At 52.2% G+C, this 23,959-nt stretch carries 28 protein-coding genes; 12 read left to right on the top strand and 16 right to left on the bottom strand.

The features are described 5' to 3' along the window. Positions 1-206 precede the first annotated feature (206 nt). Positions 207-1,130 carry a hypothetical protein gene (locus RBH20_RS19630; RefSeq protein WP_306711874.1) on the bottom strand — a complete coding sequence of 308 codons (924 nt, stop codon included), beginning with the start codon at positions 1,128-1,130 and terminating at the stop codon, positions 207-209. Between the two features lie 126 nt (positions 1,131-1,256). Then, positions 1,257-2,024, bottom strand: a complete 768-nt coding sequence (locus tag RBH20_RS19635) for a hypothetical protein (RefSeq protein ID WP_306711876.1) — start codon at positions 2,022-2,024, stop codon at positions 1,257-1,259. 57 nt (positions 2,025-2,081) lie between these two features. Between RBH20_RS19635 and RBH20_RS21405 the strand changes: the two genes are divergently transcribed. After that, entirely contained in the window at positions 2,082-2,252 is a 171-nt protein-coding gene (locus tag RBH20_RS21405; RefSeq protein WP_373567989.1) for a hypothetical protein, read from the top strand. A 7-nt stretch (positions 2,253-2,259) separates the two neighbouring features. Here the strand turns inward: RBH20_RS21405 and RBH20_RS19640 are convergent, their stop codons facing one another. Together RBH20_RS19640 and RBH20_RS19645 are read right to left on the bottom strand one after the other, a co-directional pair. After that, positions 2,260-2,886 (bottom strand): hypothetical protein, encoded by a 627-nt coding sequence (locus RBH20_RS19640; protein WP_306711878.1) that lies wholly within the window; start codon positions 2,884-2,886, stop codon positions 2,260-2,262. 46 nt (positions 2,887-2,932) lie between these two features. Further along, positions 2,933-3,079 carry a hypothetical protein gene (locus RBH20_RS19645; protein ID WP_306711880.1) on the bottom strand — a complete coding sequence of 49 codons (147 nt, stop codon included), beginning with the start codon at positions 3,077-3,079 and terminating at the stop codon, positions 2,933-2,935. A 214-nt stretch (positions 3,080-3,293) separates the two neighbouring features. Here RBH20_RS19645 and RBH20_RS19650 point away from each other — a divergent pair, with 214 nt between their 5' ends. Both RBH20_RS19650 and RBH20_RS19655 read left to right on the top strand, forming a co-directional pair. Continuing rightward, a complete protein-coding gene (locus RBH20_RS19650; RefSeq protein WP_306711882.1) occupies positions 3,294-3,551 on the top strand; it encodes a hypothetical protein in 258 nt (85 codons plus the stop codon). 229 nt (positions 3,552-3,780) lie between these two features. Beyond that, on the top strand, positions 3,781-4,758 hold the full coding sequence (locus tag RBH20_RS19655; protein ID WP_306711884.1) for a CPBP family intramembrane glutamic endopeptidase: 978 nt from the start codon (positions 3,781-3,783) through the stop codon (positions 4,756-4,758). A 424-nt stretch (positions 4,759-5,182) separates the two neighbouring features. On the opposite strand, the gene RBH20_RS19660 is transcribed toward RBH20_RS19655, so the two are convergent. Continuing rightward, positions 5,183-6,325, bottom strand: coding sequence for a DUF4238 domain-containing protein (locus tag RBH20_RS19660; RefSeq protein WP_306711887.1), 1,143 nt, complete (start codon positions 6,323-6,325; stop codon positions 5,183-5,185). A gap of 492 nt (positions 6,326-6,817) precedes the next feature. Here RBH20_RS19660 and RBH20_RS19665 point away from each other — a divergent pair, with 492 nt between their 5' ends. Beyond that, complete coding sequence (locus tag RBH20_RS19665) at positions 6,818-7,561, top strand: hypothetical protein (RefSeq protein ID WP_306711889.1); 744 nt, start codon at positions 6,818-6,820, stop codon at positions 7,559-7,561. A 627-nt stretch (positions 7,562-8,188) separates the two neighbouring features. Here RBH20_RS19665 and RBH20_RS19670 read toward each other — a convergent pair. Continuing rightward, positions 8,189-8,452, bottom strand: a complete 264-nt coding sequence (locus RBH20_RS19670) for a hypothetical protein (protein WP_306711891.1) — start codon at positions 8,450-8,452, stop codon at positions 8,189-8,191. Beyond that, a complete protein-coding gene (locus RBH20_RS19675) occupies positions 8,449-8,778 on the bottom strand; it encodes a hypothetical protein (RefSeq protein ID WP_306711892.1) in 330 nt (109 codons plus the stop codon). Before RBH20_RS19675 ends, RBH20_RS19670 begins: the two co-directional genes overlap by 4 nt. A 220-nt stretch (positions 8,779-8,998) precedes the next feature. Between RBH20_RS19675 and RBH20_RS21410 the strand changes: the two genes are divergently transcribed. After that, complete coding sequence (locus RBH20_RS21410; RefSeq protein ID WP_373567991.1) at positions 8,999-9,184, top strand: winged helix-turn-helix domain-containing protein; 186 nt, start codon at positions 8,999-9,001, stop codon at positions 9,182-9,184. On the opposite strand, the gene RBH20_RS19680 is transcribed toward RBH20_RS21410, so the two are convergent. Next, a complete protein-coding gene (locus RBH20_RS19680; RefSeq protein ID WP_306711894.1) occupies positions 9,142-9,414 on the bottom strand; it encodes a winged helix-turn-helix domain-containing protein in 273 nt (90 codons plus the stop codon). The genes RBH20_RS21410 and RBH20_RS19680 overlap by 43 nt on opposite strands. A 99-nt stretch (positions 9,415-9,513) precedes the next feature. Here RBH20_RS19680 and RBH20_RS19685 point away from each other — a divergent pair, with 99 nt between their 5' ends. The 3 genes from RBH20_RS19685 to RBH20_RS19695 all read left to right on the top strand — a co-directional run bounded on the left by RBH20_RS19685 (position 9,514) and on the right by RBH20_RS19695 (position 13,309). Then, the gene (locus RBH20_RS19685; protein ID WP_306711896.1) at positions 9,514-9,876 is read left to right on the top strand and encodes a hypothetical protein; all 363 of its coding nucleotides are present in this window, start codon (positions 9,514-9,516) and stop codon (positions 9,874-9,876) included. 313 nt (positions 9,877-10,189) lie between these two features. Continuing rightward, a complete protein-coding gene (locus RBH20_RS19690) occupies positions 10,190-11,068 on the top strand; it encodes a hypothetical protein (RefSeq protein WP_306711898.1) in 879 nt (292 codons plus the stop codon). A gap of 423 nt (positions 11,069-11,491) precedes the next feature. Further along, a complete protein-coding gene (locus RBH20_RS19695; protein ID WP_306711900.1) occupies positions 11,492-13,309 on the top strand; it encodes a hypothetical protein in 1,818 nt (605 codons plus the stop codon). 410 nt (positions 13,310-13,719) lie between these two features. Here the strand turns inward: RBH20_RS19695 and RBH20_RS19700 are convergent, their stop codons facing one another. The 3 genes from RBH20_RS19700 to RBH20_RS19710 form a co-directional block, all read right to left on the bottom strand. Continuing rightward, positions 13,720-14,145, bottom strand: a complete 426-nt coding sequence (locus RBH20_RS19700; protein WP_306711903.1) for a type II toxin-antitoxin system VapC family toxin — start codon at positions 14,143-14,145, stop codon at positions 13,720-13,722. Then, entirely contained in the window at positions 14,145-14,414 is a 270-nt protein-coding gene (locus RBH20_RS19705; protein WP_079980890.1) for an AbrB/MazE/SpoVT family DNA-binding domain-containing protein, read from the bottom strand. The genes RBH20_RS19700 and RBH20_RS19705 overlap by 1 nt, the downstream gene beginning before the upstream one ends. A 257-nt stretch (positions 14,415-14,671) precedes the next feature. Continuing rightward, positions 14,672-14,914, bottom strand: coding sequence for a hypothetical protein (locus RBH20_RS19710; RefSeq protein WP_306711906.1), 243 nt, complete (start codon positions 14,912-14,914; stop codon positions 14,672-14,674). Between the two features lie 33 nt (positions 14,915-14,947). Between RBH20_RS19710 and RBH20_RS19715 the strand changes: the two genes are divergently transcribed. Both RBH20_RS19715 and RBH20_RS19720 read left to right on the top strand, forming a co-directional pair. Next, complete coding sequence (locus RBH20_RS19715) at positions 14,948-15,250, top strand: hypothetical protein (protein WP_306712025.1); 303 nt, start codon at positions 14,948-14,950, stop codon at positions 15,248-15,250. 461 nt (positions 15,251-15,711) lie between these two features. Beyond that, the gene (locus tag RBH20_RS19720) at positions 15,712-16,170 is read left to right on the top strand and encodes a hypothetical protein (RefSeq protein WP_306711908.1); all 459 of its coding nucleotides are present in this window, start codon (positions 15,712-15,714) and stop codon (positions 16,168-16,170) included. A gap of 186 nt (positions 16,171-16,356) precedes the next feature. Here RBH20_RS19720 and RBH20_RS19725 read toward each other — a convergent pair whose 3' ends face one another. After that, positions 16,357-17,565, bottom strand: coding sequence for a DNA cytosine methyltransferase (locus tag RBH20_RS19725; protein ID WP_306711909.1), 1,209 nt, complete (start codon positions 17,563-17,565; stop codon positions 16,357-16,359). Between the two features lie 173 nt (positions 17,566-17,738). Here RBH20_RS19725 and RBH20_RS19730 point away from each other — a divergent pair, with 173 nt between their 5' ends. Further along, a complete protein-coding gene (locus RBH20_RS19730) occupies positions 17,739-18,893 on the top strand; it encodes a hypothetical protein (RefSeq protein ID WP_306711910.1) in 1,155 nt (384 codons plus the stop codon). A gap of 107 nt (positions 18,894-19,000) precedes the next feature. Here the strand turns inward: RBH20_RS19730 and RBH20_RS19735 are convergent, their stop codons facing one another. After that, positions 19,001-19,702: a hypothetical protein gene (locus RBH20_RS19735; RefSeq protein WP_306711911.1), complete on the bottom strand. Its 702-nt coding sequence runs from the start codon at positions 19,700-19,702 to the stop codon at positions 19,001-19,003. A 367-nt stretch (positions 19,703-20,069) separates the two neighbouring features. Beyond that, positions 20,070-20,315 carry a winged helix-turn-helix domain-containing protein gene (locus RBH20_RS21415; RefSeq protein ID WP_373567990.1) on the bottom strand — a complete coding sequence of 82 codons (246 nt, stop codon included), beginning with the start codon at positions 20,313-20,315 and terminating at the stop codon, positions 20,070-20,072. 314 nt (positions 20,316-20,629) lie between these two features. Here RBH20_RS21415 and RBH20_RS19740 point away from each other — a divergent pair, with 314 nt between their 5' ends. Then, entirely contained in the window at positions 20,630-20,944 is a 315-nt protein-coding gene (locus RBH20_RS19740) for a hypothetical protein (protein WP_306711913.1), read from the top strand. Between the two features lie 534 nt (positions 20,945-21,478). Here RBH20_RS19740 and RBH20_RS19745 read toward each other — a convergent pair. Together RBH20_RS19745 and RBH20_RS19750 are read right to left on the bottom strand one after the other, a co-directional pair. Further along, complete coding sequence (locus tag RBH20_RS19745; protein WP_306711914.1) at positions 21,479-22,492, bottom strand: hypothetical protein; 1,014 nt, start codon at positions 22,490-22,492, stop codon at positions 21,479-21,481. A gap of 90 nt (positions 22,493-22,582) precedes the next feature. Then, the gene (locus RBH20_RS19750) at positions 22,583-23,917 is read right to left on the bottom strand and encodes a GIY-YIG nuclease family protein (protein WP_306711916.1); all 1,335 of its coding nucleotides are present in this window, start codon (positions 23,915-23,917) and stop codon (positions 22,583-22,585) included. Between the last annotated feature and the right edge of the window lie 42 nt (positions 23,918-23,959).

Raw genomic sequence — 23,959 nt, forward strand, 5'->3', positions numbered from 1 at the left:
GGTGACTTTCACTTCCCTGTGTACCAGATTTCTGAGCTACAGCGTTGTCGCTGATAACGCTTTACGCCGGGCTGTGTTTCAATAAACTGTCTCGTTATATCACCAAACTACAAGATTATTGGAACGCTCTTCGTGGGCTGTGGCGACAGTCCTGACAGCATGGGACTCCTATCGGCATATAATCTGACCCTCACTCAGTTTAATTTTCAACCCAACTGGACGAGGATGTTGGCGCAGATACCGATACTATAGACGAACATGGTGAAGAGGATGACTGTGGACCAACTGAGGAAGTTGCCTTCACGAACGTTCTCGATATGGGTTCGGACCTGTGCTTCGATGAGGAAGAGGAGATTACGAGTGCCAATTGCCATTACGGCCGCTGGAAGAACGAAGAATAAGACGAAAAGAACGATTTCGGGCTGGCCTGCGTTCGGAGCAACTGTCTCAAGAGCACTGTTAAAGTCCAGAACTCCAATTCCTACATCAATACTGTTCCCGATAATGGTCAGGAATGAGGACGAGAGCAATTTATTCAGTGTTTCCGTAGCGACACTCTCAAACAATAGTAGAAGTCCCACTATTGAGATGAAGAGGATAGACCCATTTCCCAAGTAGTCTCTGGCGTGATTCCACGCTTCCTGTCGCTGCTGATCGCTTGGCGGCCTTACCCGAGATTCCTCTTCTGAATCGTGTGTTGTAAACGGCGGTGTATCTCGGTTCCAAATATCAACGTAGGTGTCCCGACTCCAGAATACGAGACGGACGGCGGAAACGAGCAGAAGGGAAAAGAGGACTACGCCATAGGTTAGAACAACGAGGAGGCCGACTATCCAGATGTGGCCGAGAAGCCATGGGAGTGAATTGGAGAGTATAGGGAACGTGCTCCCCATCTTAGCAGCGTAGACAAGACACATTCCAAGTGTACCAATAGTGAAAGTTATAATGATGAGGGTAATCCAGAACCCGAGCCACTTCTCCAAGAATAGGATGAATGCAGAGGGGATAAAATCGGCTCCTTTCCGTTTGGCTCCCTGAATGTCGTATCTGAAGTCCTGAATAATACGCTGAATTGCTTGTCGGGAGATGGATGAAACGTCTCCTCGCCCTTCTTCATCAGCCTCTGTCATAACCGTTGTATCTCCCTATATTGGTAAGTAACTTGGGCAGTCAGGTCAGTCTAAATGACACGACGACGTTTGAAGACCTCGATCAGAAGAAAACCTATCAACTCGGAGTTTGAGTTCACCGTATTCTCAGTCGTCTGTGGTTGCTTTTTCCTCAATAGCCATCTCGTACTGTTTGCTGAGGGTTTCTGCTTCCTCTGGGTTTATCATTACTTCATATCCTGAATCTTCTAATGTCACGATTACCTGCTTTGCACTGGTCTTTGAGAGATTAATTTCTGTACCATCTGGTAGCTGAATTTCTGCTTTATTTGATTCTTCCTTTGTATCACTATCTCCTTCAAAGACCTTCCTCTGATACTTATTGTACGCGTGAATCATAATTAGCGCCTGAGCAATTCCGTCTATATTTTCCAGTACAATTTCAAATAGAGCAACACCAACCTGCGACTTTTGTATCCTAAAGCGGTAACTCACTTCTCTATCTTTGATTAGATTATCAACAAAACCTGCCTGTGAACCCTCTACTGACAAGGTAATCAAATCGTCCGTTGACTCAAATTCATCCTCCGTGACATTCTCGTATTTAACTCCTTCAATACTCAGACCCCCGAACTCGCCATCATTAATTCGCTCTACTGCGTCTTGATGCCCTTCATAGATGCCAGCAAGAGCAGATAAGAAGGCAGAATTTCCATGACTAATGACGCGGGCGTCTACCCATTCTCCCACTGGTTCTGAAGAATGGTGGAACGTCAGTGGGATAACGTTGCTCTCGTCCCTAATCTGCCCTGCCCACTTCTCAAGAGCTTCTTTTGGCACTTCATGCCCATGTCGATCTTCCGTTGTAGATGAAATAATACCGGGAACGAACTCAATAAACTCTTTATTAGCCATGTTTGGCCCTATGTGTTCGAAATCACAAATAGGTGTTTGAGATGTTAGCATCTATTAGTGGATGCTGACTTCTCGGGTTCTTCATTCTACTTTTCCCGACTGGACTATGCTGACTTCACTCTCTCTAATCATCACTCTGAACTCTCTAGTGTCAGACTTCAAGGAGCTGTTTCACTGGGAGTCAATGAGCCATTCTCTACTTGTATTGAGACCGCCCATTCTCCATAGTAGCACATCAGGGAATTAGGTCATAACCAGCTTGCAGTCCGGCCATAGTTAGTTTCACTCCAACCTGTGTACCGATACCAGCACCATACTGTTTTGCTCGCCCAACGAGATCGCGGAGTCGGGATTCATCCGTGTTTGCGTCTTCTATTTCATTCTGGAATTCACGAATGAGTTCTTTCAATTCCTCTGCTTCCTCATTATCAAGCATCGCCTGATCAACTTGGTCGATGATTTGAGTGTACTCTATTGACTGAGAGACCTCTGTTTCCTGATTTACATCCGTATTCTGTTGAATAACGATAGGACGCATCTCTGTGGCTTCATCGACCTGCTCAAAATCAGCAACATCTATATCGAATAGATCCGCAATTTGTTCCGTTCGAAGCTTGATTTCACGTAGATCCTCATTAGCGGTCTCGACACTGTGCATACGCGTAATTGATGCCGTTGTCCCTTCTACGCCCTCAATTTTGTGCAGACGTTCGTTCTCTGGATACTCTTCTTGGAATTCTTCAAGAATTTGGTTAAACCGATCAGCTATCGTTTCTGAGGAAGTTGGTTCTTTCATCTTCAGCGTCTCAGCAGCCTGGTCATGAACACGCTTCAGGGAACGTACCAGGTATGAATCGATCATAACTCAGCATACCAGCCCTTGTGAATAAATCCCCGTACAGTATTGATCAACTGGCGTCTGACGAGTTGCGTTCAAATACCTGCTTGGTCTCTGACGGTTCGGTCGGAAGTCGAAGGTCGTGCGGGTCGTCCTCGATGGCCTGCATCATCTCACCATCGGTCAGTTGCTTCCCCTCAATCAGTTCCTCGCCCATCTCCCTTGCCCGAATGGTGTCCGCCAAGATGTTAAAGAGTGAGCCGCGAAGTTGACGTAGAACGTCCGCCTCGCCGATTCGGGCGAGCCTGACTTTGGCAAGAAATCATGCTTTATTTTCCGAGTATACCCCCACTCTCACCACTGCACGTTGGTTAGCTAGTCCCCACTCCGGAAGTACAAGCTCATTTTAATAGCCAGTCTCCCGTATTCGGTTGTATATAGCCGCAACAGAGGCCCAGACGGTCGAATTGCATGATGGGACTGAACTCGCCGTCCAGTACCTTGGTGCAACCGGCGACGACACTGCGGAGTTCGAAGTCGAACCCAAGGCCGAGGACGATACGCGCCGCTGGCGGCTAGAAATCCAACGCACAGGCGGCTACGAGATCGTCGAGGCGTGGGAGCACGGCGTTGCAGCTGACCTCGACGCCCCTGACTGGGTGCACGAACTCGTCGACCGGGCGGTCTGAGGTGGCTGTTCGAAATTGCTTATCACGCTCTGGCCAGTCGTTGCCAATCTGGGTTCTTTGGGCAGTCGTAGTGATGAAACGCCTGTTCAGTGCATTTGCGAGTTGAGTATGTTGTGTGGGTAGTGGCAGAAAGGTTGGTGCACACTCACCGTTGGGACTAGACGAACGCCGTGTCGAATTGTAACAATGAGTCAAAATCATTAATGCATAGACATGAAATTGGGTGAATATGTCAGAAAATATTTCTGTGAGTTCAGGGATAACAGACCTCATCCATCGACTTCTGTATGGCTCAGAGGATACGCGGCTACGGGCCACTTGGCGGGTCGTTATTCCGGTATTCGCCGCTCTTGTAACCTATCTGGGCGGCCGGATCGTAATGAGGATAGCATTCCAATCAGTTATTGGGAACGTTTCTAGAACGAGTGTCGTCCTTCAGACGCTGACTCCGCTCATCCTAACAGCTACACTCATGATTGCAAGCGGACTCGTTGCACTCGCCGTCGCCTCACGGCTTGATAACCGTCCACTCACCAGTTATGGATTCGCTTGGTCTACACAGTGGGTAGTGGACTTCCTCGTCGGAACAATAATTGGCGTAAGCGCTTTGATCTGTACAGTTCTCTATCAGGTAGCGAGAGGATATGCAACTCTTCGCACAGACCTGACTGGCGTTGGAGTTGATTCGATACCCCTCGGAGTTCTTGTCGTCGTTGCGCTGCTGGTGTTCTCTCTCTCAAATAACGTATTCGAAGAGATTGTATTTAGGACAATATTCATTCAGAATGCCGCAGAGGGTCTCGTAAAACGGTCTGTAGGGAAAAGAACAGCAGTCATGCTTGCACTCGTTGCAAGCACTCCGATATTCGGGATTTGGCATTTATTAGGTGGTGGATTGTCTGCCGTGCTCACTAGCCTTGTCGGAGGTTTTCTATTCGGAACAGCCTACATATTGAGCGGACAACTGTCGTTGCCAATTGGCGTCCACTTCGGAGGGGTGGCACTCTTAATACTGACTCAACAGCCCTTCTCGCAGAATCCAGAGTTGACGCTCCCCTCGCTTTTCGTTGTAGAAATTGCAAATATATCGCTTGCGCAATCCATCGAGATATGGGTTGTGCGGGCAGCAGTCGGTATCGTCCTTATTTGTGCGTGGGTGTATTATTCCGCTGGTGAAATTGCGATTGCTGAGGAGGTACGTCCGTAGTCGGTCACACGACAAACGTCTATGTTAGTGCACAGTTGCTGTGCCTGTTCTCTGTCTTGACAATCGCTGTTACAGCAGTTTTCAATATATCTCTCCAGCGCTCTGACCGGTTGCTTTAGCGGAAATAAATCGCAGAGTAGACACCCTGTACTGATCGAATAACCGGTTCTGACTAACCAACAGTTGGCCGGTGCTGCCACCGCGTGTTAGTTAGCGATCTCTCCCCCGGAAGTCTAAGGGGGGTTTACATACCAGTCGCTCGTCAGCTACAAACACATACTCGCGCCATCATGGGGCCTGTTTGGGGCAGGCCCAGTCATGACTCTGCGGTCAGTACACACTATTCAGCGACCGACTGTTTCAAACAGTGCTGAATTTGAAGATACGGAGTTCCACAGAGCCAGAAAAGAGTGGTTTGTGGGTCTCAACACTCCACAGAAGAGTCGACGTACTCTGCCATCTGTCTGATAGCCATGATAACAGCGATGTCCGGGGCTCCGCCTGCTTCTTCATATATTTGATTTGTCAACTCCCGTGCCTTCTCAGCGTCCGTCGTCGGTCTTTGACCACGACGTGCTACAGACCCCATCTCTCCCCTTGGGAGATCGGGAGACTTCGCCGGCACCTGGAAATCTGGAATTCCATCGATATTTCTTATTTCGCCGTCAACCTCCATCTCATGAATAATCTTGTCCCGGCGGCGGAATTCACTCATCCGACTGGCTAACCGGTCAAGATACTCCTCGCTGCAGGAATTGTGAAGCACAACATTGTCTGCATTATGAAACTGCAGAAGATTCACTTCATCCACAGTTTTCTGAGACTTCAACAATACCTGCCTACGAGAGTTGGACTCGATATCGTAAACTGTCGGGTCGTAGAGCAGAAGAACTCGTTTCGGATCTATCGGGCAGTATAGTTGAAGCCCATGTTCAGCAAACCCAGAGACAACTCTATCCGATTTGAATTGTGGATTGTCTGTGATAATTGGTGTATCCGAGATAACGAATTCTTTATCGGCGACGTTTCGAAGCATAACCGGCTCTAAATCCTCAAGTATTTGGTATCCGAAAATTCCTAAAACAATCATTTCGAGATGGATACCCAGCGTCGTCGCATCAACCAGAGTATCCTCCTTCTCCTCCGGCGTCAATTCGGAGGTCCATTCAATGTGATCATCGTATCTGTCGCTGACTAGGTCGTCTCTAACCCCTTCTCGCAGTAGTTTGTCTCCTTCGTTAATGCTTTTTCGCGTGGACTTCGAGCGGGTTCTCTGAGTAGTGATGAACGACAACAGAAGCAGACGTTCTTGGGGAGTTAAATCTGGAAGATAACCACCGTTTCGAAGCGTCTCTAACGGATCTTTATGCAGGCCTTCTAGTTTGTGGAGTTCTCTTTCGACGTGAGTAGGATTGCCGTACAGGTAGTCCTCGGAACACACCTTGCTGATGGAGGTTTTGACCTGAATTGCTCCCTCCTCGATGTGGTAGACGCTGACTTTCTCGTTTTCGGCCCATCCACGGAGGAAATGCTGTGGAACGTAGTGTTGGTTCTTGTACTCTGGCATTTAATTGGCCGTTGTATTTTCGGTAGTGACTCCAGCGTCCTCTCTGCCTAGGTTACGTGGCCCTTCAATATGGTCTTGGCCATAATCTGTTTTAACGGTTCGTTCAGAAACAAGGATAGAAGCGCTTTGTTGAAATCCTACGTTCCGTGTGCAGACACACTAAACAGCGTTTCTAAGCTAAGAGCGGGGGAAGAATGTGACTTGTGGCGGTGTGCTTCAGGCTTCCGAAGTCATTGAGCTGTTCGGAGACAGTCATGGACGCATTCGATGTGAGGATTTTGTAGAAAATGAATGGCAGTTGTTCTGGAAATGGTGGCAGAAGGTGATGAAAGAGTTGCTATCGAACACGAGGGTGAACTCGCACACATCGGAGGGTACGTTACTATTTGAATAATCCACACTCGCCCGCCTAAACATCTAATTTCAGAACCTCTCTGAATAGAGAACCCATATTACAAAATACTGTTAAGTCCACTTCTGCAAGTCGCTATTGTGCCAACTCTCCGCGAATACAAGGACGACCCGGGATACTACATTTACGCTCGCCCACCGGAAGTAGGTAATATCACCTACGGGATCGACCCGGCTGCATATCCCATTTTCAGCGAGCTTGAGTACGAACACGGCAGCCAAGTTTCGTGGCGGGTAATCGGCGCTTTGAAAGCCTCAGAGTTGATCGAAACCGGCGACAGTGGCAGCACAGGTGATACACTGAACGCCAGCCAAGTCGAGGGAAAGCCTTTAGAAGAGGATTTCGGCCAGTTTTACGAGCTCCTACTGGACCGATTCACATTTTCTGTTGACGAGCAAGATTCAATCGCATCGAAACTCGGTATCGACCCAACCGATGCGGAATCTCACTTCACTGACCGATTAAAGAGAGTCCTACCAGAACTCAAGACAACACATATCCTCAATGCAGAGCATCCCGATGAAACAGCCATAGCCGGGTTTATACCGGAATTTTTCGAGCCTCATACTGATGCTGAGTACGATCTGGCAATCGTAGTTGAGGACCACCGCAGGAAGGTCCCAGACCCCACCGGGATTGAACACATCGTGTATCAGCAGTCTACTGGGTATCATGTCGAAGTCGGGACTTCATCTGAAATAACAACTGAGATTCGTTCTGAGGGTATCCAGCATGTCTCCAAGTTTGACCCACTTATTCAAGATGAACTCGGGTTCGACGACCCAGCCCCAGTCGAGACGAGCATCACCTTCTCTCAGGGGTAAGCGGTAAGCACTCTCCCGGTGCTGAACGAGTCCGTCCATTGGTATCTATCTTGTAGCGAGCAACCATGAGCAAAATTCTGGCTCCAGCTGGTATATAGAAGTTAGTGCTACTCGGGACTCGCACGCACCGTGGTTTGATATATCAGTCGGCAGGCCTACTGACCAGCCAATTCACCGCAATAGTTCTGAAATCAGCCGTCCTGGGGACTGTTCTACGACACCCTCATGACTAACCAACACTGGACCACTTCTGCCACCGAGTGTTGGTTAGTGAATCACCACCCCGGAAGTACAAGCGATGTTTCTCACCTATTCTGACACCACCTGAATATGGCATCAAAAGCGACTCACATAGCCGGCCTGCACATCGGGGCCATCTCAATATTCAAGATCAAGACGTGTCAAATACACTTATTCCTGTCATACTCGCTCCCTTCCGGAAGTCCAAGGGGGGTTTACATACCAGTCACTCATCAGCTATGAATACACACTAGCGCCGTCGTGGGACCTGCCACTAACAGGTCCCGGCGCGGGGTCGCGGTCAGTCAGTTTGAACGTAGGAACCACCGCAACCCATGCAAAGAACGCACGCAACTCAGCAAAAAAGTAGAGGTATCGCTACCCAGCTCAGGCCGTCGCAACGACGTGTTGATGTTCGGCCTGCGAGGGCATCGGCTGGAGCGTCAGGTCCGCAAGCGCCAGCTCCCGAAGCACTTCCGGCGGGACGCCCTCGGTGTCTCGAAGCACGGCATCAAGCGTCCACGCGTCGTGTTCCGAGCACACCGGCGGCATCGTTTCGACCAGCACGATCGGGACGGTCTCGCGGAGCGCACGGGCGGCGCGTTTCACGCGCTTGCGGTTCTCAACCGTACAGCGGACGGTCTCGCTCATGCCTCAACACCTCGAACGAGATCGTCGACGAGCGAGCCGCCGACGTGTGGGCCGACGGACCAGCCGCGTTCGTCCTTCGTGTATTCACACCACTGTGCGAGTGTTTCAAACGGCGTCTCGGACAGTTCGACCTTCTCGGCGTTGTCGTCGGTTGCGACAACGGCCACGGCGAACTCGTAGCTGTCCCAGTAGTGGGCTGCGCCTTCACCGTCGACGCCCAAGAAGAGCGGGCGACCCTGGGTGAGCAGTTCGCGGGCGGTGCGTTCCTCTGGATGCGCGTCAGTCGTGCCGACAGATTTACTAGTCGGCGATGCAGACTTACTCATGGTTCTCGACGGAACCGACGCGCCTACGCTGCTGATGACAGCGTGGGCAACTCGCGTTCTCGAAGACACGAAATCGCCCAGCGGCGCGTCTGTTCCTATCTAAACGGTTGCGCCTCCGCAACAATAAAACTATTGTCTAGGCGCAATGATTGGGTAACAGAAGATGAGTACCAAAGGCCCCGATCCCAAGGTCAGCGACTCCGAATTACTTCAGGCCGTTATGGATACTAACGAACCGTTTGCCACTGCCAAGCAGATTGCAGAACAGGTTGGACTCTCGTCTTGGAGGGTTCGGCAGCGGATGAGTAAGTTAGCAGAATCTGGCGATATTCAGAAGTCTCAGCTCGGAGATGGCCCATATATTTACTGGCGCGACGGGTCGTTCAATTCCGAATCGGAGACCTGACGTCGGCCATCATCAGTCAACCACCACGCTCTGGTCGATCCAAACTTTCCAGATTCAACGAGCCGTATCTCTTCGAGTTGCTTCATCCGTTGATCAATCGCCTGTCTGCTGAGATCAACGCAGTCTGCGATTTCAGTGGTTCCGAGCGCCGGTTTGTAGGCCAAAGCAAGCACGCGAAGGAGTTCTTCGTCACTGACCTCTTGCTCAGGGCCTGGCTTGTCGCCAGCCATCAATATGTTTCATATCTGAGGGTGCATACTTATAGAAATTGTCTACTAATAGTTGCATCTACGCAAGTATTATGTCCAACGGGAGTCACGTATCCAGATATGCGCGACTCACCGGGCCAGGTTGATTCATTGAAAATGGACCACCGGAGCCATGACTCCGTTGGCCCGGTCGCGCACGGCATCATGACCGAGACAATCAGACTACAAAACGATACCGCACAGGACCAACAGGAGCGTCGCCTCCAAGCCGCGAAACGCCTTGTAACGAACGCTGACACCGACGCCGCTGTCATCGAGTACTGCCGGGCTGTCCTCGATCCGCCAAGCTACGAGCGCAGTCACACCCAGGCGAAATTAGACGCCTGCGCAGCCCGACTTGCACTAGCTCAGACTGAGCACACAGCCAGACGCACCCGCGAAGCCAGACAGTTGCTAACTGCCGTCAGCGGGAGCCCACCATGAGCACGCACTACCCGGGCCACCCGCATCTGGTCACCCAACCACTCGAAAACTCCACGGTGTCGATCACGACTGGAGCCCTTCCACCAGCGGGAGTGTCCCACTACTGGTGAACCCACTACCACGCTGGCCGAGGCGACAGTGCATCCAGACAGCTAGTCACCGCCGGCGCGGTGCCACGACACAAATTCACTAGACGGGGCAGGGTTGCCACGAGCCAACTGCCACGTCCAGCAAGCGCCAGCTACGTCAGCAAGAGCCCGTGCTGTGGTCAGCCCCGCTCGGTTCGATTCCGGGGACGGGTCCTGTGGTCACGATGCCACGAAAACCAACCTCCGACGAAGCCACCGAGAGTACAGCAACCGACCAAGCGCTTGCCGATGCCCTCGACATGGACCTCGGACAAGATGACACGGATATCGATGAACTACAGTCCCTCGTCACCCAACTCGACGACGAAGTGTCACCCCCTGTTTCGAGTGTTCTTGAATTGCTGATCGGGACTATCGATGACCTCCAAGAGCGTGTTACAGAACTAGAGAAAGACCTCGAACAGACCCATGACGTTGCCACCACTGCGGTCGGCGACGCCGCCACGAACGAACAGCGTCTCGAAGACCTCGAAGCCCAACAGGAGGCCACCCACGATGTCGCCAAGAGTGCTATCGCCAAAGCACAGCAACTCGAAGCCGACCCCGACCACCAGGAAGACGCCGAAGGACTGCCCGAGGGAATCGAACCTAGTAGTTCGCCGCTGGATTTCTTCGCGAACTGCCGGCAGTCGAAGGTCAAGACAATGTTCGTCGAGCGGTCGAACCGCCAGAACACCTACCGCGCCATCACTGTCGCCAAGCGCTGGCCGGAATTTGCCACGAAGCGAACCGACGGCAGCGGCGTGTTCATGACCAAAGCCGACCTGCAAACAGCCCTGACCGCCGAACTCGGAAAGGAACCACACCGCCAGACAATCAAGCGGGTCTGGGAGACGCTGGTCGAGATCGGCGGCGACGATATCGTCGAGAAGACTAGACAGGTTGGACGGGACCAGACACAGACGGAGATCCTCGCGATAGATATGGAGACCGCTGAAGGGTTGCTTGAGAAACGCTATATCGGCCTCGATCTGCTGGAGCACAGCGACCACAAAGCCACGACGGGTGGCGTCACACCCGTTGTGGTGGAGTCGCCGCCCTAACCCTGTGACACACGCCGACTGAGGCGAGCATCGGCACTGAACAACGCTGATGGACGCGGTGGCACGTGCCCTGCCGCTGCCGACGCCGCTGTCTGCTAGCTGCAGGAACCGGGAGGCCCCATCTTTGCAGGCGTGTAGTGAGTAATCGTAACACGAATGCAGCGGCCAGCGCTATTCGAACCCTCACAACGGGTGTGACGGCAACATCTCATCACACTCCATCTTGACAATGCCATGTAACCGTTCTCATCTTCGCCATCTCGAACATAGAGCCACTCCGTGACCTACTGTAACTGTGACTCATTATGACTTCCAAGAGTGTGCGGTACCATCAATAATATCTTGATACTAATTCAGGCGTCATAACGGCTGGAATAACCATCGTTAGTTATAATTCCAAAGCTGGTAACGTAGCGGTTGTAAATGAAGCATGATGATCAAAGTCGCACGACCCGTCGAAATATCTTGAGAGCCACCGGCGGGTCTATTCTTGGGACTGCAACAATAGACAATATTGGTCGCGTCAGTGCTCAAAGCGCTAATGCGTCCGTTACGCTAAATTCGCAGGATTCCAGCGGCGATACCATCGTTCTCGAATCATTGAATACCGATATTGATGCGCGATTATACATCACACCAGTCAGTGGTGAAGATGATAATCTCATTCACAAGTCACTTTACCTCAGTTCGGGTACATCGTTCACTAACCGCACCATACAACTTGATCGGCCGATAGAAGATTCTACGGAGGTTTCTGCGGTAATTCAGGCTGGGGAGGACTACAGTGAGGTGATTGCTGATGACACCGCACTCATTGCAATTGGTGAGTCGCTCGAGGCGGCACGTGCCAGCATGATTCGGGGTGGCGAGATGGAGATGATCGATGCTGACCCTGACGCTGGGTTCCACTATCCCTATGTACTGTTTAAACCCGACACGGAGCAGGATACAAGCCGGCCGTTATTCGTTGAACCACATAACAGTAGGCCGATCGCATCTCGTGAGGAACTCACTGAGCAACTCTCTCAGCGAGCTGAGTCGTATCTACGGCCAGCAATCACTCTCTCGCTCCCAGGACTCGTCCCAGGCTTCCCACGGACGCCCGAAGACGGCGGTGATTACGTTCAATCGCTAGCACTCGAGATGCTTGACAGTGAGGAGAAACGCGCAGAGATTGCCACTGATGCGTTCCCACCCGAGACATTGCACCGTGTCGATCAGCAGTTACTGAATATGATCAAAGATGCACGGGAGCGGCTCGGAAGCGAACCATATCCGATCGATGAAGGAATCCATATGAACGGGTTCTCCGCATCTGGATCGTTTAGTACTCGATTTGCATTGCTCTATCCGGAGCGCGTCGGATCAATGTCACTCGGTGGTGGCGGCGCACGGCCACTTCCACTTGACTCTAAAGATGGTACCACACTTCCATACCCGCTTGGAACCGCAGATTATGCAGATTGGGTTAACGGCTCATTCGACCGTGAGGCGTGGACAGCAATTGACCAGTATATATACCTCGGTAAAGAGGATCAGCCGCTCCCTGAAACAGATCCACGGAGCTATTATCCAATCTCTGTTCGCTATCAGGATCGGGCTGAAGCTGTATATGGGCGAAATCGCGTGACTGAGCGGCTCCCGGTTACCCGTACAGTGTACAATGAGACTGGGGCAAACACGACGTTCAGGGTCTATGAGGGTGTTGGACACACAATCACGGGCGAGATTCTGCGTGACATAACACAGTTCCACCGACGAACATCAAACGCTCAGCACGCTCTCTTCGAACTGACACTGCAGCGGTCTGCTAATGAAGTCACGGTTGGCACACCTGTCACTGTCATCGTCCAACTTAAGAACCGGCTGTCGGCGAACGCCACGGCTGCAACAACGTTCTCTGTCGATGGGACTGAAATCGACACACGAGAACGTGATGTTGGGCCGAACAACACAGCGGAACTCACATTCGACCACACGTTTGACAACCCAGGCTCATACACGCTTACGATCAATGGCCGTGAGGTCGGTTCCGGACCAGTGTCAGTCATCAAGTCCACGCCGACTGAGGCATCCACCGACGCGAGCCGTGAGACCGGTTCTGTACCAGTGTCTGCCACTGAGTCCACGCCAACCGAGGCATCCACCGACGCGAGTGGCCCCGGCTTTGGCGTTGGAACGGCATTAGCTGGCGTTACCGGCCTGAGCTACTTCCTTCTGAATGAAAAAACGACTAATTGAATTGTCAGGCTCGATATCGTCGACTGCGTAACGGTGCGAGCGGGGGTGAAGAGGAATTGTGCATCGCGTACGCACTCCATCGGCGCGACTGAGACGGTTGGAGTGGTTTACCATCCCGAGATCGACGCGCCTGGAGACTGATGCGGAGGATGAAAATACACTTTTGCGGGTGATTAGCTGCACTGTGGAACCAGAACCGGACAAAAACCTACTACCGGCTCGGAATTGCGTTGGACGCGGTGGCACATGCCCTGCCGACGCCGCTGTCTGTTAGCTGCAGGAACCGGGAGCGACCCCCTGTTGTCGGGCGTGTAGTGAGTGGTTGTAACACGAACGGAGCGACCACAGCGATTCCAGCCCTCACAACGGGTGTGACGGCAAAAGTCCAGCAAGCTCTGGCGATTGCTTCATTAGAATGGATTGTTCGGCGTCTCTAGCCGCGTTATATCATTGACCGCGTCAAAGTCATCATCGAACGAATACAGATATTCAATCCCTTCTCGCTGCATGTACGCGACAATAGTTGCGTCACCGAGGGAGAGTCGATCGTACGTTTCAAACAGACCGAGGGCGTTGGTAAAATCCTTCTGTGCTGCGTGGAGGATCTCAAACCCCGCAGACCGATTGAGCCGCTCGTACGTCTCGACAGCCGTCTGCTGGTGCTTTCGATTGTGTATCCAATTGAGTGTTTCAAGAGCGACGTAGTTTGTTACATGTCCTGTCGGTAGTTCACCGTGATCCATCCCACGAACGACCTCCATGGCGGTACCGTGGTGCTGATCATCGGCATCTGCCATCCCTATGAGGACACCTGTATCCACAGCTGCAACTGCCATCAGTTATCTCCCGTAAAGCCAGACTTGTCCTCATGACCAGCGATGTCATGCGTTTCTTTGCCGTCGCCACCCATCGAGACGGGCTCAAAATCATCGAAGGCACCGTAGTGTTGCTTGACAACCTCGACGACGAGCGTCCCATCATCGTCAGTGTCCCAGCGGAGCTTATCACCCGGCTCTATATCGAGCCGACGGCGTAGCGATGCTGGAATGGTAACCATTCCTCGGTCACTAACTTTGGTCTCTTCAGGAGCATCGTCTGTTGCCATACTCAATTATACCGCCGCGTAGGCCATACATGTTGCGCCACATGTGCCTCTGAATGAGTCACGAAAACTAGCCAATCAGTCACGCCAGAAAATGCTCATCACCTGCAGTGGCGGTCGAAAAAGTGTGCCGGTGACATTGCTTGCCGATTGCCGCCGTATTATATGTTCGTCGACGGACTGCTGTTCTGTACTCATGTTCGGAAACCCCTCACCCAATTGGGGCTCACAAAACGAGGGGCGAGTCTCCCCCCATCAGACTAGGATTGCTCTAGCGGCTCGACCCATTCGGGAGCAGCGTCGTGGGTGCCACCGTAGATCGAGTTCTCGGGATACTGGTCATCGTCAACCTCGACAGCAACGATCACGTTGCCGCCGGAGCGCGAGATACCAGAGACGATTCCAATGACCTCGTCGAGTGGGCTGTTGCCGTCTGTCCAGTCAACCCGGACGCGGTCACCACGGTCGAAGTCGTACTCCTCGAAGGAAGGTGTAGTACTCATGATCTCCTCCGGCTACAAGGAGACACAAAACCGCTGGCCAGCCAGAGTGCTGGTGCTTTTCGCCGACATAAAAGGAGGACCGGGTTCCGGGTCCGGAAACCCGATGGCTGGACAACAGTCTCTTTTCTTGACGCAGTCGACTCAATCTCGGTCGTTGGCGGCAAAGTCGATGGTCAGCTGTGCCTGACCCTCAGCGGCGAGTGGGAAGACGGCCCCCGCATCATCGAAACCGGTGTCCTCGACATCGATGAAAGCGATGAACACCTGTTGGAGAATACAGTGCCCCGGATAGAGGACGGGACGAGTGTCGTTTTGGATCGGCTACTGCCGAGTTAGCCATAGTACATATGGTTTATTCACTCATTTTAGGATGTGAAAACATATCGATAAGTCTGCGTTCTGAGCACCAGTGACTGATCCTCGTCCAAATTCGGTCATCCAATCGATACGGACTTATCTCGAATACATTGCTTGTCTTGATAGAGAGCTATCACAAGCATCTTTACTGGTAGCTAATTTGTGCTGATATGATCAACCACCCTCAAGATTTCCTCCCTGCGGTAACACTGGTCGTTGTCATCCTCTTGGCCGGTTGTGCTGGGGTGCCTACCACAGACCAACAGGCCCCGACTCCCGAATCGACGGTGGAGAACTTTTCCTATCCACGGGGGTGGTCTCAGGAGGGGATTACTGCCTCAAACGTCTCTACTGCACTGCAAACGCACTCTGCGACAGTGAAGAATACCTCTCGGAAAAGCCGGTTGGTTACTATCAGCGGAGGCACGAACCGCACGATAGTGCGAACGCTCGATGCCGATGCTGGCACCGCCGAAATACGGTTTGTCGATACGAGGTTCGATACGGACTCACACACATATTACAACGCTAATGGTGTGTACAAGTATGATCGGATAACAGGTGAACTGGACCAGCGTCCCGGCGAGGATTGGGAACGAGACCGTGTCGCCTCGCACGAGGGACTTCGACGGCCCTTGCTGAGTCTCGAAGTAAACGCGACAGAGACTGTCAGCGTTGAGGGGACGACAGCTGTCAGGTACACTGTGACTGGTCTCAGAGACCCTGACTCAGTCCCATCCAATACCGCAACCGGGCACATCATCGTTGCCGAGGAAGGATACATCGCAGAATTCAACATCACGAGAGGAAACGATGAGTTCACTCGGCAGACGATATACGACGTTTCTGGGTTCGGAAACACGACGGTAACCCGGCCAGCGTGGATGCCCGAGGAGTAGCTTCAGTGCCACTGTTGAACCTGTTGGTCAGACGCTGTTCTCGGTGAAATAGCCGTTCAGTGAGTCTGCGAACCTACCTTTTCCTGCCTCGGGCGTGGTTCGCTTGTGTCCGGATGCTCACTGTACCACCTGTATTGACTGAGTCTAAGACCTGAGATCGGTCGGGCCTGAGTAGCAGGGCGTGTCTCAGAGATTGTCCAGCGTCATTTGTTTCATTGGGCCGCCAATATCGGTGTGCCCATCATTGAACTGCTCAAGATTGAGCGAGCCGGATCGCAGAGTATTTATTCTCTCTCTGTCATTTGAATCCAACTCAAAGCCGTAGACAGCTTCTTTAAGATAATACCCGAGTGACTCGCTCAAGTATGGGGGAACCGCGTTGCCTATCTGTTGTCGTACAGAGACCAGACCACCGTCGAAGCGGTACCAGTCGGGGAACGTTTGGAGTCGAGCCCCTTCGCGTGGTGTGAGCCCACGATCTTGGAACGGATGGATACAGCGAGCGCTCGAGGGCTTCGACATATTTGAGGTGATGGCAACTGCGGGCTCCCGAGAGTCCAGCCTGGAGTAGGAGTTATGATATCCTGAGGAAGGAGCCAACTCGTCTGGAATCTCACTCCGGTTACCGCCATCGGAGATGTGCGAAATCATCTCAACCATATCATCGGTGTGGTTGGCTGCCTGATGGAGTGTCAACTCTTCATTCCCGTTCCGAAGGTCTTGCTGGAGAACCGTTTCCGGATCTGAATCGTACGCTGTCGCTTCTTTTCCAGCGCCTACGTGCGGAAGATCGCCGATCCCGTCCATCACCCCGGGAGTCTCAACGGGATCAATCTCGAACCCATCGATTGAGTGAGCTGGAGCGCTACCCTTGAATGCGAGTACGATTAGACGTCGGCGGTGCTGCGGGACCCCGAAGTCCGATGCAGTCACGACGTGTGGTGTCACCTCGTAACCGATGTTGTTGAACGATTCCTTAACAGCGTCTAGGAATCGACCGTCGTCGGTGTTCTCCATTCCACGGACGTTCTCGAAAAGCGCTGCCTCGGGTTGAAGTTCGTTTACCCACTGGATGAAATAAGTGAAGAGATGGTTCCGATCATCGGAGCCATCGGGACTAACGACTTCTGAGAATCCCTGGCATGGCGGCCCACCGGCAACCAAGTCAACCGTGTCATGTCCCACGAGGTCTGTAATCTCAGAAGTATCAACATCGCGGATATCCATCGTCATCTCTTCGGCCTTGACTTCGTCGCGGTTGCGTGCGAACGTTGACCGCGCATCGTCGTCGACTTCGACAGCGTGCACGAGGTCGAATCCGGCTTTCTCAAGGCCCAGCGACAGCCCACCAGCACCGGCAAACAAATCGACGTAACTCAGTCCCTGAGAGCTCATCTACTACGGCATTGTGCCAGATTGTATTTAATCGTTCGTAGTCGCCAGATAGATGACTCTGCTATTCGTAGATAGATACCATTTCGTAATCTTAAACCGAATAGTGAGCCTCACCGATACTATCGCTACATGGCCATGACGGACGACAATCACTCGACGACTCTGCTGTCAATATGAACTACGAACGCTCGGACGAGGAGCAGGCGGCAATCGAAGCGTTCCTTTCCGACTACTTCCCGGAGCTGTACGACGACGAGGTCCAGACAACACTGACTGAGAGTGCATCGGAACCAAGGGAGATATCCGATGCCGAAGACGCGGAAATTAGGACCCTCCTCAAATCAGTAGATGAGGAATTCGGCACCTCGAAGGGAACGCTGGGCTTGGCAATCGACTTTCTGATGATTGCCGAGCAGCTCTCACGCGAAGACGACCGGCTGTCTGGGTTCCAACCCGATATTGACCGCGAGACTATCCTAAACTGGTACGAAAACACCGCGAAGACGACACTCACACCGAAGTACGACGGAACTCGCTACGGGATTCGACCAGTTCACAATGACGTAATCGAACTGTTCCGATCGGATTTACTCCGAACGAACTTCCCTAGCTCACCCGGACACCATACCGGCGAGTGGGAGCGGTACGATCACATGCTGGAGTCGAGTTTCCGACTCTCCAGTGAAGGCCGTCACGAGGCTGTCCAGCAAGTCTTCGATCTCGGCCTGGACCGGCTGGCCGCGCGGGACTTCGACAAGCGTGACCCACCCTTCCCGAACCCGTTTGTCGAGGTTTTGAACCACTACCAGCGGTCGCACCCAGACGAAGAGGGAGGACTCACCTACCAAGCGATGGCGTACGGCTACGTCCGTACCAACTGGTCGCACCTCTCGTTCCGGGCCAGCAAGGTCCGAACTGGGTCAGCTCGACAGCACCGTCAAGGCGACATCGACGGCTACTACGGACCCGACCTGATGCTGTCCGTGGAGGTGAAAGACCGCCATATTGACGATTCGACCGTCTACAAGGAGTTCGAGGCGATGATGGATCTCGCGGAACGGACCAACGTCGTAGTTGTTGGCATCTGCACCTCCGTGACTGAGAACGCAGCGGCCACGCTTGAAGAAGCCGGCGTCGAAATCGTCACCGACCAAGACCTCGAGGACGAACTGCAGGTCTGGGACTATCACAAACAGAACCGGGCAATCCAGGGGATGGTCCATTTCCTAAGCAGCATCGAAGAGGATCCTGCAGCTGTACAGCGGCTACTTCGGTTCATCCAGAGTGTTGATCCAGAGAATCCGGCGCTAGCGCATCTTTCGGATTGATTTATACCAAAGGCAGTAAACCTGAGTGAGATTCGAAATTGAATCAGGGACTGATTTAGTAGCCAGTAAATTCAAAAATCAAGCACGGGCTGTTCAACAGTCCATTATTAGGAATTTCCATTTATCTCTTTGGCAAGAAGGGAGACATACGTTTCACCAGCAATGTTAAAATACTGTAACATTGAGAAAGAGATAATGAATATCGCGAATGACGCAGTTGTGGTAATGAACATTTGCTCCGATTGCTCAATGCTGAACTGAATTCCAGATGACAGAATTAGAATTACTATACCAAAATTTGATATTCTTAAGTTTTGCATAAACTCATGAACTGTCTTTTGCCACGCCGTTCTTCGGCTAAGATCTAAGTCCAACAGTATAAGATCATAAAGATGGTCGGCATTGCTCGGCTTTATTTCGATGGGGTAAGACGAGAGTTCCTGTTCAAAGTCAACATTAAGTTCTGATTCTACTCCATTCTCAATTTCCCATTCATGGCCAAGTTTGGATTGAAGTCGCCTGTTCACCTTACTCCAAAGTGGTAAATATGCCTCCTCTCGATAAACGCGATATAATAGTCGATTGAAATCGGCTGGGGTCTTGAAATACGTAGCTCGAATCTGATCAATGAATATTCCGGCAACAAAAAATACCAATATTCCTATTACGATATTGACGTTGTCGGTAGCTGGTGCTATATTTGCACCCAGATACAAGGAGAGAATTATGGGGCTCAGAAGGAATCCGCCAGGGATTGCATATACAAGGATTTGGCCAATATCGAACCCGAATGGACTACTTTCACTCATTTTTGACCTAGTTAGTATGTTTCTCACTATCCAAGACGAGATTTATAGTAGGCTGTGGTAAGTGTCTCACGTTCAACTGTTCACTCGGCTCTCGCTGGTTTCGGTCTGCGGTTTCGTGTACGGCCCCGTGGATTTTAGTGACGAGTCTGCCGTGACGAGATATCAACAGACCTCTTGACGTAATCAACGACTTCTTGTACGCTTTCGATATTCAAAGACGGCGATGAAAAGTTTCTCTGGGTAGGTCTTTAGGTATCTGTCCACTTTCTCTATTTGACGTTATATTTGGTAGAGAATTACCCCTCCTTACTGGGTTCTTGCCCTTTAGGAAGTTATTGAAAACATCCGTTTTGGAAATCGCGTCAAGCTAATCGTCATATGTATTTATTTCGCCATTCAAATACTTTTCTCCACGTTCTGTAATATCGTAGACCCCATTTCCAATCGGTCGCAATAGAGCGTAGTCAGCCAATTTTCGACATCGACGCGAGACCGTTGCATTCGAAACCTTAACTGATTCAGTGATGTCTCCGACAGAGGCTGCACCATTCTCGCTCAAGAATTCCATAATGCGGTCGTCCCAGATTGTCATCCACGCCCCAGATTTTCGCATTGATTTCTACTCTGACGCCATCTTTCGTATTTGTCTTGCTATTTACTCTGAAGCAATACTATTCCAGATATGGCTAAGCGTTACATTCTTGTAATTCTGACTTGGATATGTTATTGGGAGCCACTTGCTGTTCACGAGCTAGATGCTCTACACCATAGAAAACGAGCCTGTGCTGGAACAAAGACCCTGACAACGTGGTTCCTGAGGACCCGAATGACAGAAACCACTCACGCGGGCCGTTTGGCCCGTACTGGCGAATTCGCATGGTACAGTGTAAAAAACATGATTTCATGTCATAAGACGGGGGTCAGGCCATGAACGGCCTCAGCGACGAGGCGCGAGCGTTTGCAGCCGATTTGCTACCGCTGCTCAGCCGGGCTGACGCGCCGTTACCGGAGTTATTCCATGCAGTACTGCTTGAAGCCGAGCAAGACCCAGAGTATGACTACGACGGGACAACAGAGTATACTCCGGAAGGCGTTAGGCAAACCGCCGATGGGCCAGATCTTTTCACAATTGCCGTTGATGACGACCTCTCACAGGAACTGACCAGCGACCCTGATGCTGTTGATAAGTCTCGGGCAGCGCTCAGGTTGCGGTTCGACGGTGTGGAGATGCGGTCCGACTGAGAGGAGAATACGACAATGTGCCATATGTGATATTATCGGGCTATTACGAGACATTCGGGGGTGGTCTAGCTAATATACCTGTTCTGCCCTCCGGTGTTATACAGTCTTGCGACTATTTCTGTTCCGGCACCAGCGAAACCTATACCTAACTGAATGTCTCCTCATATAAGAAGTCGATAAGCGCCGATGCAAGAGTGAAGACATTCGCAGTCACAAAAATAGTCTGCGTTCTCTAGCCCCAGAATCTGTAGAAATTAAACTGCGTCATTTTTCGCCGCCGTCTCTTCGTTGTACTCCGGTTCATAGACTTTAGAGCGAAGATCGCCTTGAAAATAATCCGTTGTATTCTCAGTAAGCGTCTCATTTGAATAGCTGACATATCTGTCCAAGGCCCTACTGAAACTTGTGCCTCAACTTCTCCGTTCTCCAACAATCACCTATGCTGACCGTCCATCAAGAATCAAATAGTGGCTGTGAACAGTTCTGTGACACGCTGTGTTTTCACAGTAACCGTACGCTCTGCCGATACGACAGCTACCGTTCCCACGGGAAGGAGCCATGACGCTCGCGATAGGCTTCGATCTGGTCCAGAAACTCCTGCTCCTGGAAGTCAGGCTCGTCGCCGTGGATATCCTCCGGTGAGACACCGTCGGGAAGATGCTCATAGCCTGTGGCCTCCTCCGTGTCATCCTCCTGTTCGGGCTCGTGTCGGTGCTGTCCACACTCCCTGCAAATCCAGATCAGCCGGTCAAGATGTGAATGGCACTCGAACCCGTCGAGCCCGTGTGACTCGTGTCCCGTTATGGCGCCACACTGCCGACAGTGGAACTCGACCCCAACTGTCCCCAACTCTGATCTCGCCTGATGGCGCTGCACGATGCCGGGAACAAGCCAGTACGTGCCGTTGTCCTGCTGGAACTCGTCTCTGAGCCGCTGGAACTCCGAGCGGTCGGTGACCGACGACCCGTCCTCAAGATAGACTCGTGGCTGGACATCGGACTCGTCCCAATCGGTCTGCTCGTCGGCTGTCTCTAAGAGCATCTGTCCGCGGTCCTCATCAATCATGGTTTCGGTCGGAAGCTCAGGCCACCCTTTGGTGAGATTGGTGGCTGGCTCACTGCCGAACGCTGCACGGCACTTCACCGTTCCGTGAGAGGTGTCCTCGCCGCTCGCGATACTATCAGAGATGGAGAAGGCCGCAGCGCCGAGGGCTCGTGCGTGGAAGGTAGTGTTCGCCTCGACGAGCGCGAGCACGACTCGGCCGAATGTCCACTCTTCGAGTGGGCTGTCATCTTGGTCGTCGGTAGGCGTCTCTGAGACGCTTGTGTGAGCGCAGAACGGACACTGGCGTTCATCCCGAGGGATATCTTTCCCACAGGTCGCACAGGTTCGAGAAGCATCTTCCGTCCCGCTTGGGTACCTACGGGATTCGAGGACACGTTCCCGCCCGTTCCCCCTCGATTTAGGGTCCGAACTTGCTGCACCACGGATGTCTGCGGGGTCAAACTCGGGGTTCCGATCCGTCACACACATAGTTGCGTTCATCATCGTATTTAAACCTCCAGCTTAGAGGTGGCGCAAAATAGACCGAGGCCGTCTAGGACGTAACTGCCGTACGGCCGTGTCCTGTTGAGGAACTCATTGACCCGCTTCTGATGGGACGCCGTCCTGATTCAGAAGCGCCTGTGGGGACGCTGCATGGGCAAGACCGATTAGTAGTGGTTCAACTGCTGCGAGCGTGAGTGGATGGCCATACGGACTGGTATCAGCTCCGGAATGCCAAGCATGGACCCATAGATACGTCGGCTGGGACAGTTGGCGAGATTCGGATTCGAACAGCGCATCTGCCCAGTGCTGTTTTCGCTCATCATCGCCCAGCAGCGACATCGAGAGTTCACCAATGTGCCAGTAATCACCATCACCCCAGCGGGCGAAGCTCCGTGTCGCAGGTCGATCCTGTGCGATTTCAGTAAAATTCGAACTCAGCTCTCGCTTCTTGCCGTAGGCTTCTGCCTTCCCGATGTATTGAGGACTGATATCAGCCGGCGTCGCTTCGTCTACTGGGGCCGTGAGCTGGTACATGATGTACAACAGCCCATCATACCCGTCGTCTCGAATACCAGTCTCATCAACGCACTTGCGGCCTTCACGACGAATCCGATCATCAATTGTATCTGATCGTGCGAGGCGTCCAGTATCGGTCAATCGAACCCGACCGGACTCATCCGCATCGAACAGGTGAATTGGGTCGTTCATCTCAGGGTCACGGAGATCAGAAAGCAGGTAGTTCTCTAACCAGTTGTTCCACAGTTCCAGTTTTGAGGCTGATGGCTCCTGTTCTCTCTGATCGGGTGACCTTACCCGCTCTAAGGTGGGATCCTCCTCTGTAATCCAGTCGGGACCGGCCTTCCCGATTTCGTAGAGGGTCCGATTGGGAACGAACTCCCGGTTCGCGAAGACACGATCATACTGCTCCATCGATTCGACAAGACCAACGAGCTTTGCTTCCAGTTCCTGTCGATAGGTCGGATGTCCGTACGGGCCGCGTGTGTTCTCATCGAGTTCGTATATCCACGCATAGAGCGAGCCTGATGCCTGTTCGTAGACAGTTGCCATATGGTCGTACTTCGAGAAGCTTCCCCAAGAGCCGTCGTCAGCCCACGCTTCCAGTGGTAGTGACTCCCGAATCTTCCGGGAGTGCTGCCCGAGTCGCGAACTGATATCGGTCGACTCACCGATGTATACGGGAATGACATCGCCGGGATCCGTTCCGTCACCATCGAGCAAATAGAGCAGATACAGATATTCGCCATCATTCTTGCCCCATTTGTAGCTCCCGAGCTCATCGCTCGTAGTAAGACCGTCGTCCGTTTCTGCAAGAAGCGGAACTGGGTCTGGCGTCTCTGACTCAGCAATGTCTATGATGAGCGTGTCAGCAAGCCACTGCTCCCATCTGGCGACGTGTGCGACCATCTATCTTGGCCAGAACAGGCCGTCAGAAAAACGTGTTTCGTC

This window comes from Haloarcula sp. H-GB4 (genome assembly GCF_030848575.1).
Classification (GTDB): Archaea; Halobacteriota; Halobacteria; order Halobacteriales; family Haloarculaceae; genus Haloarcula.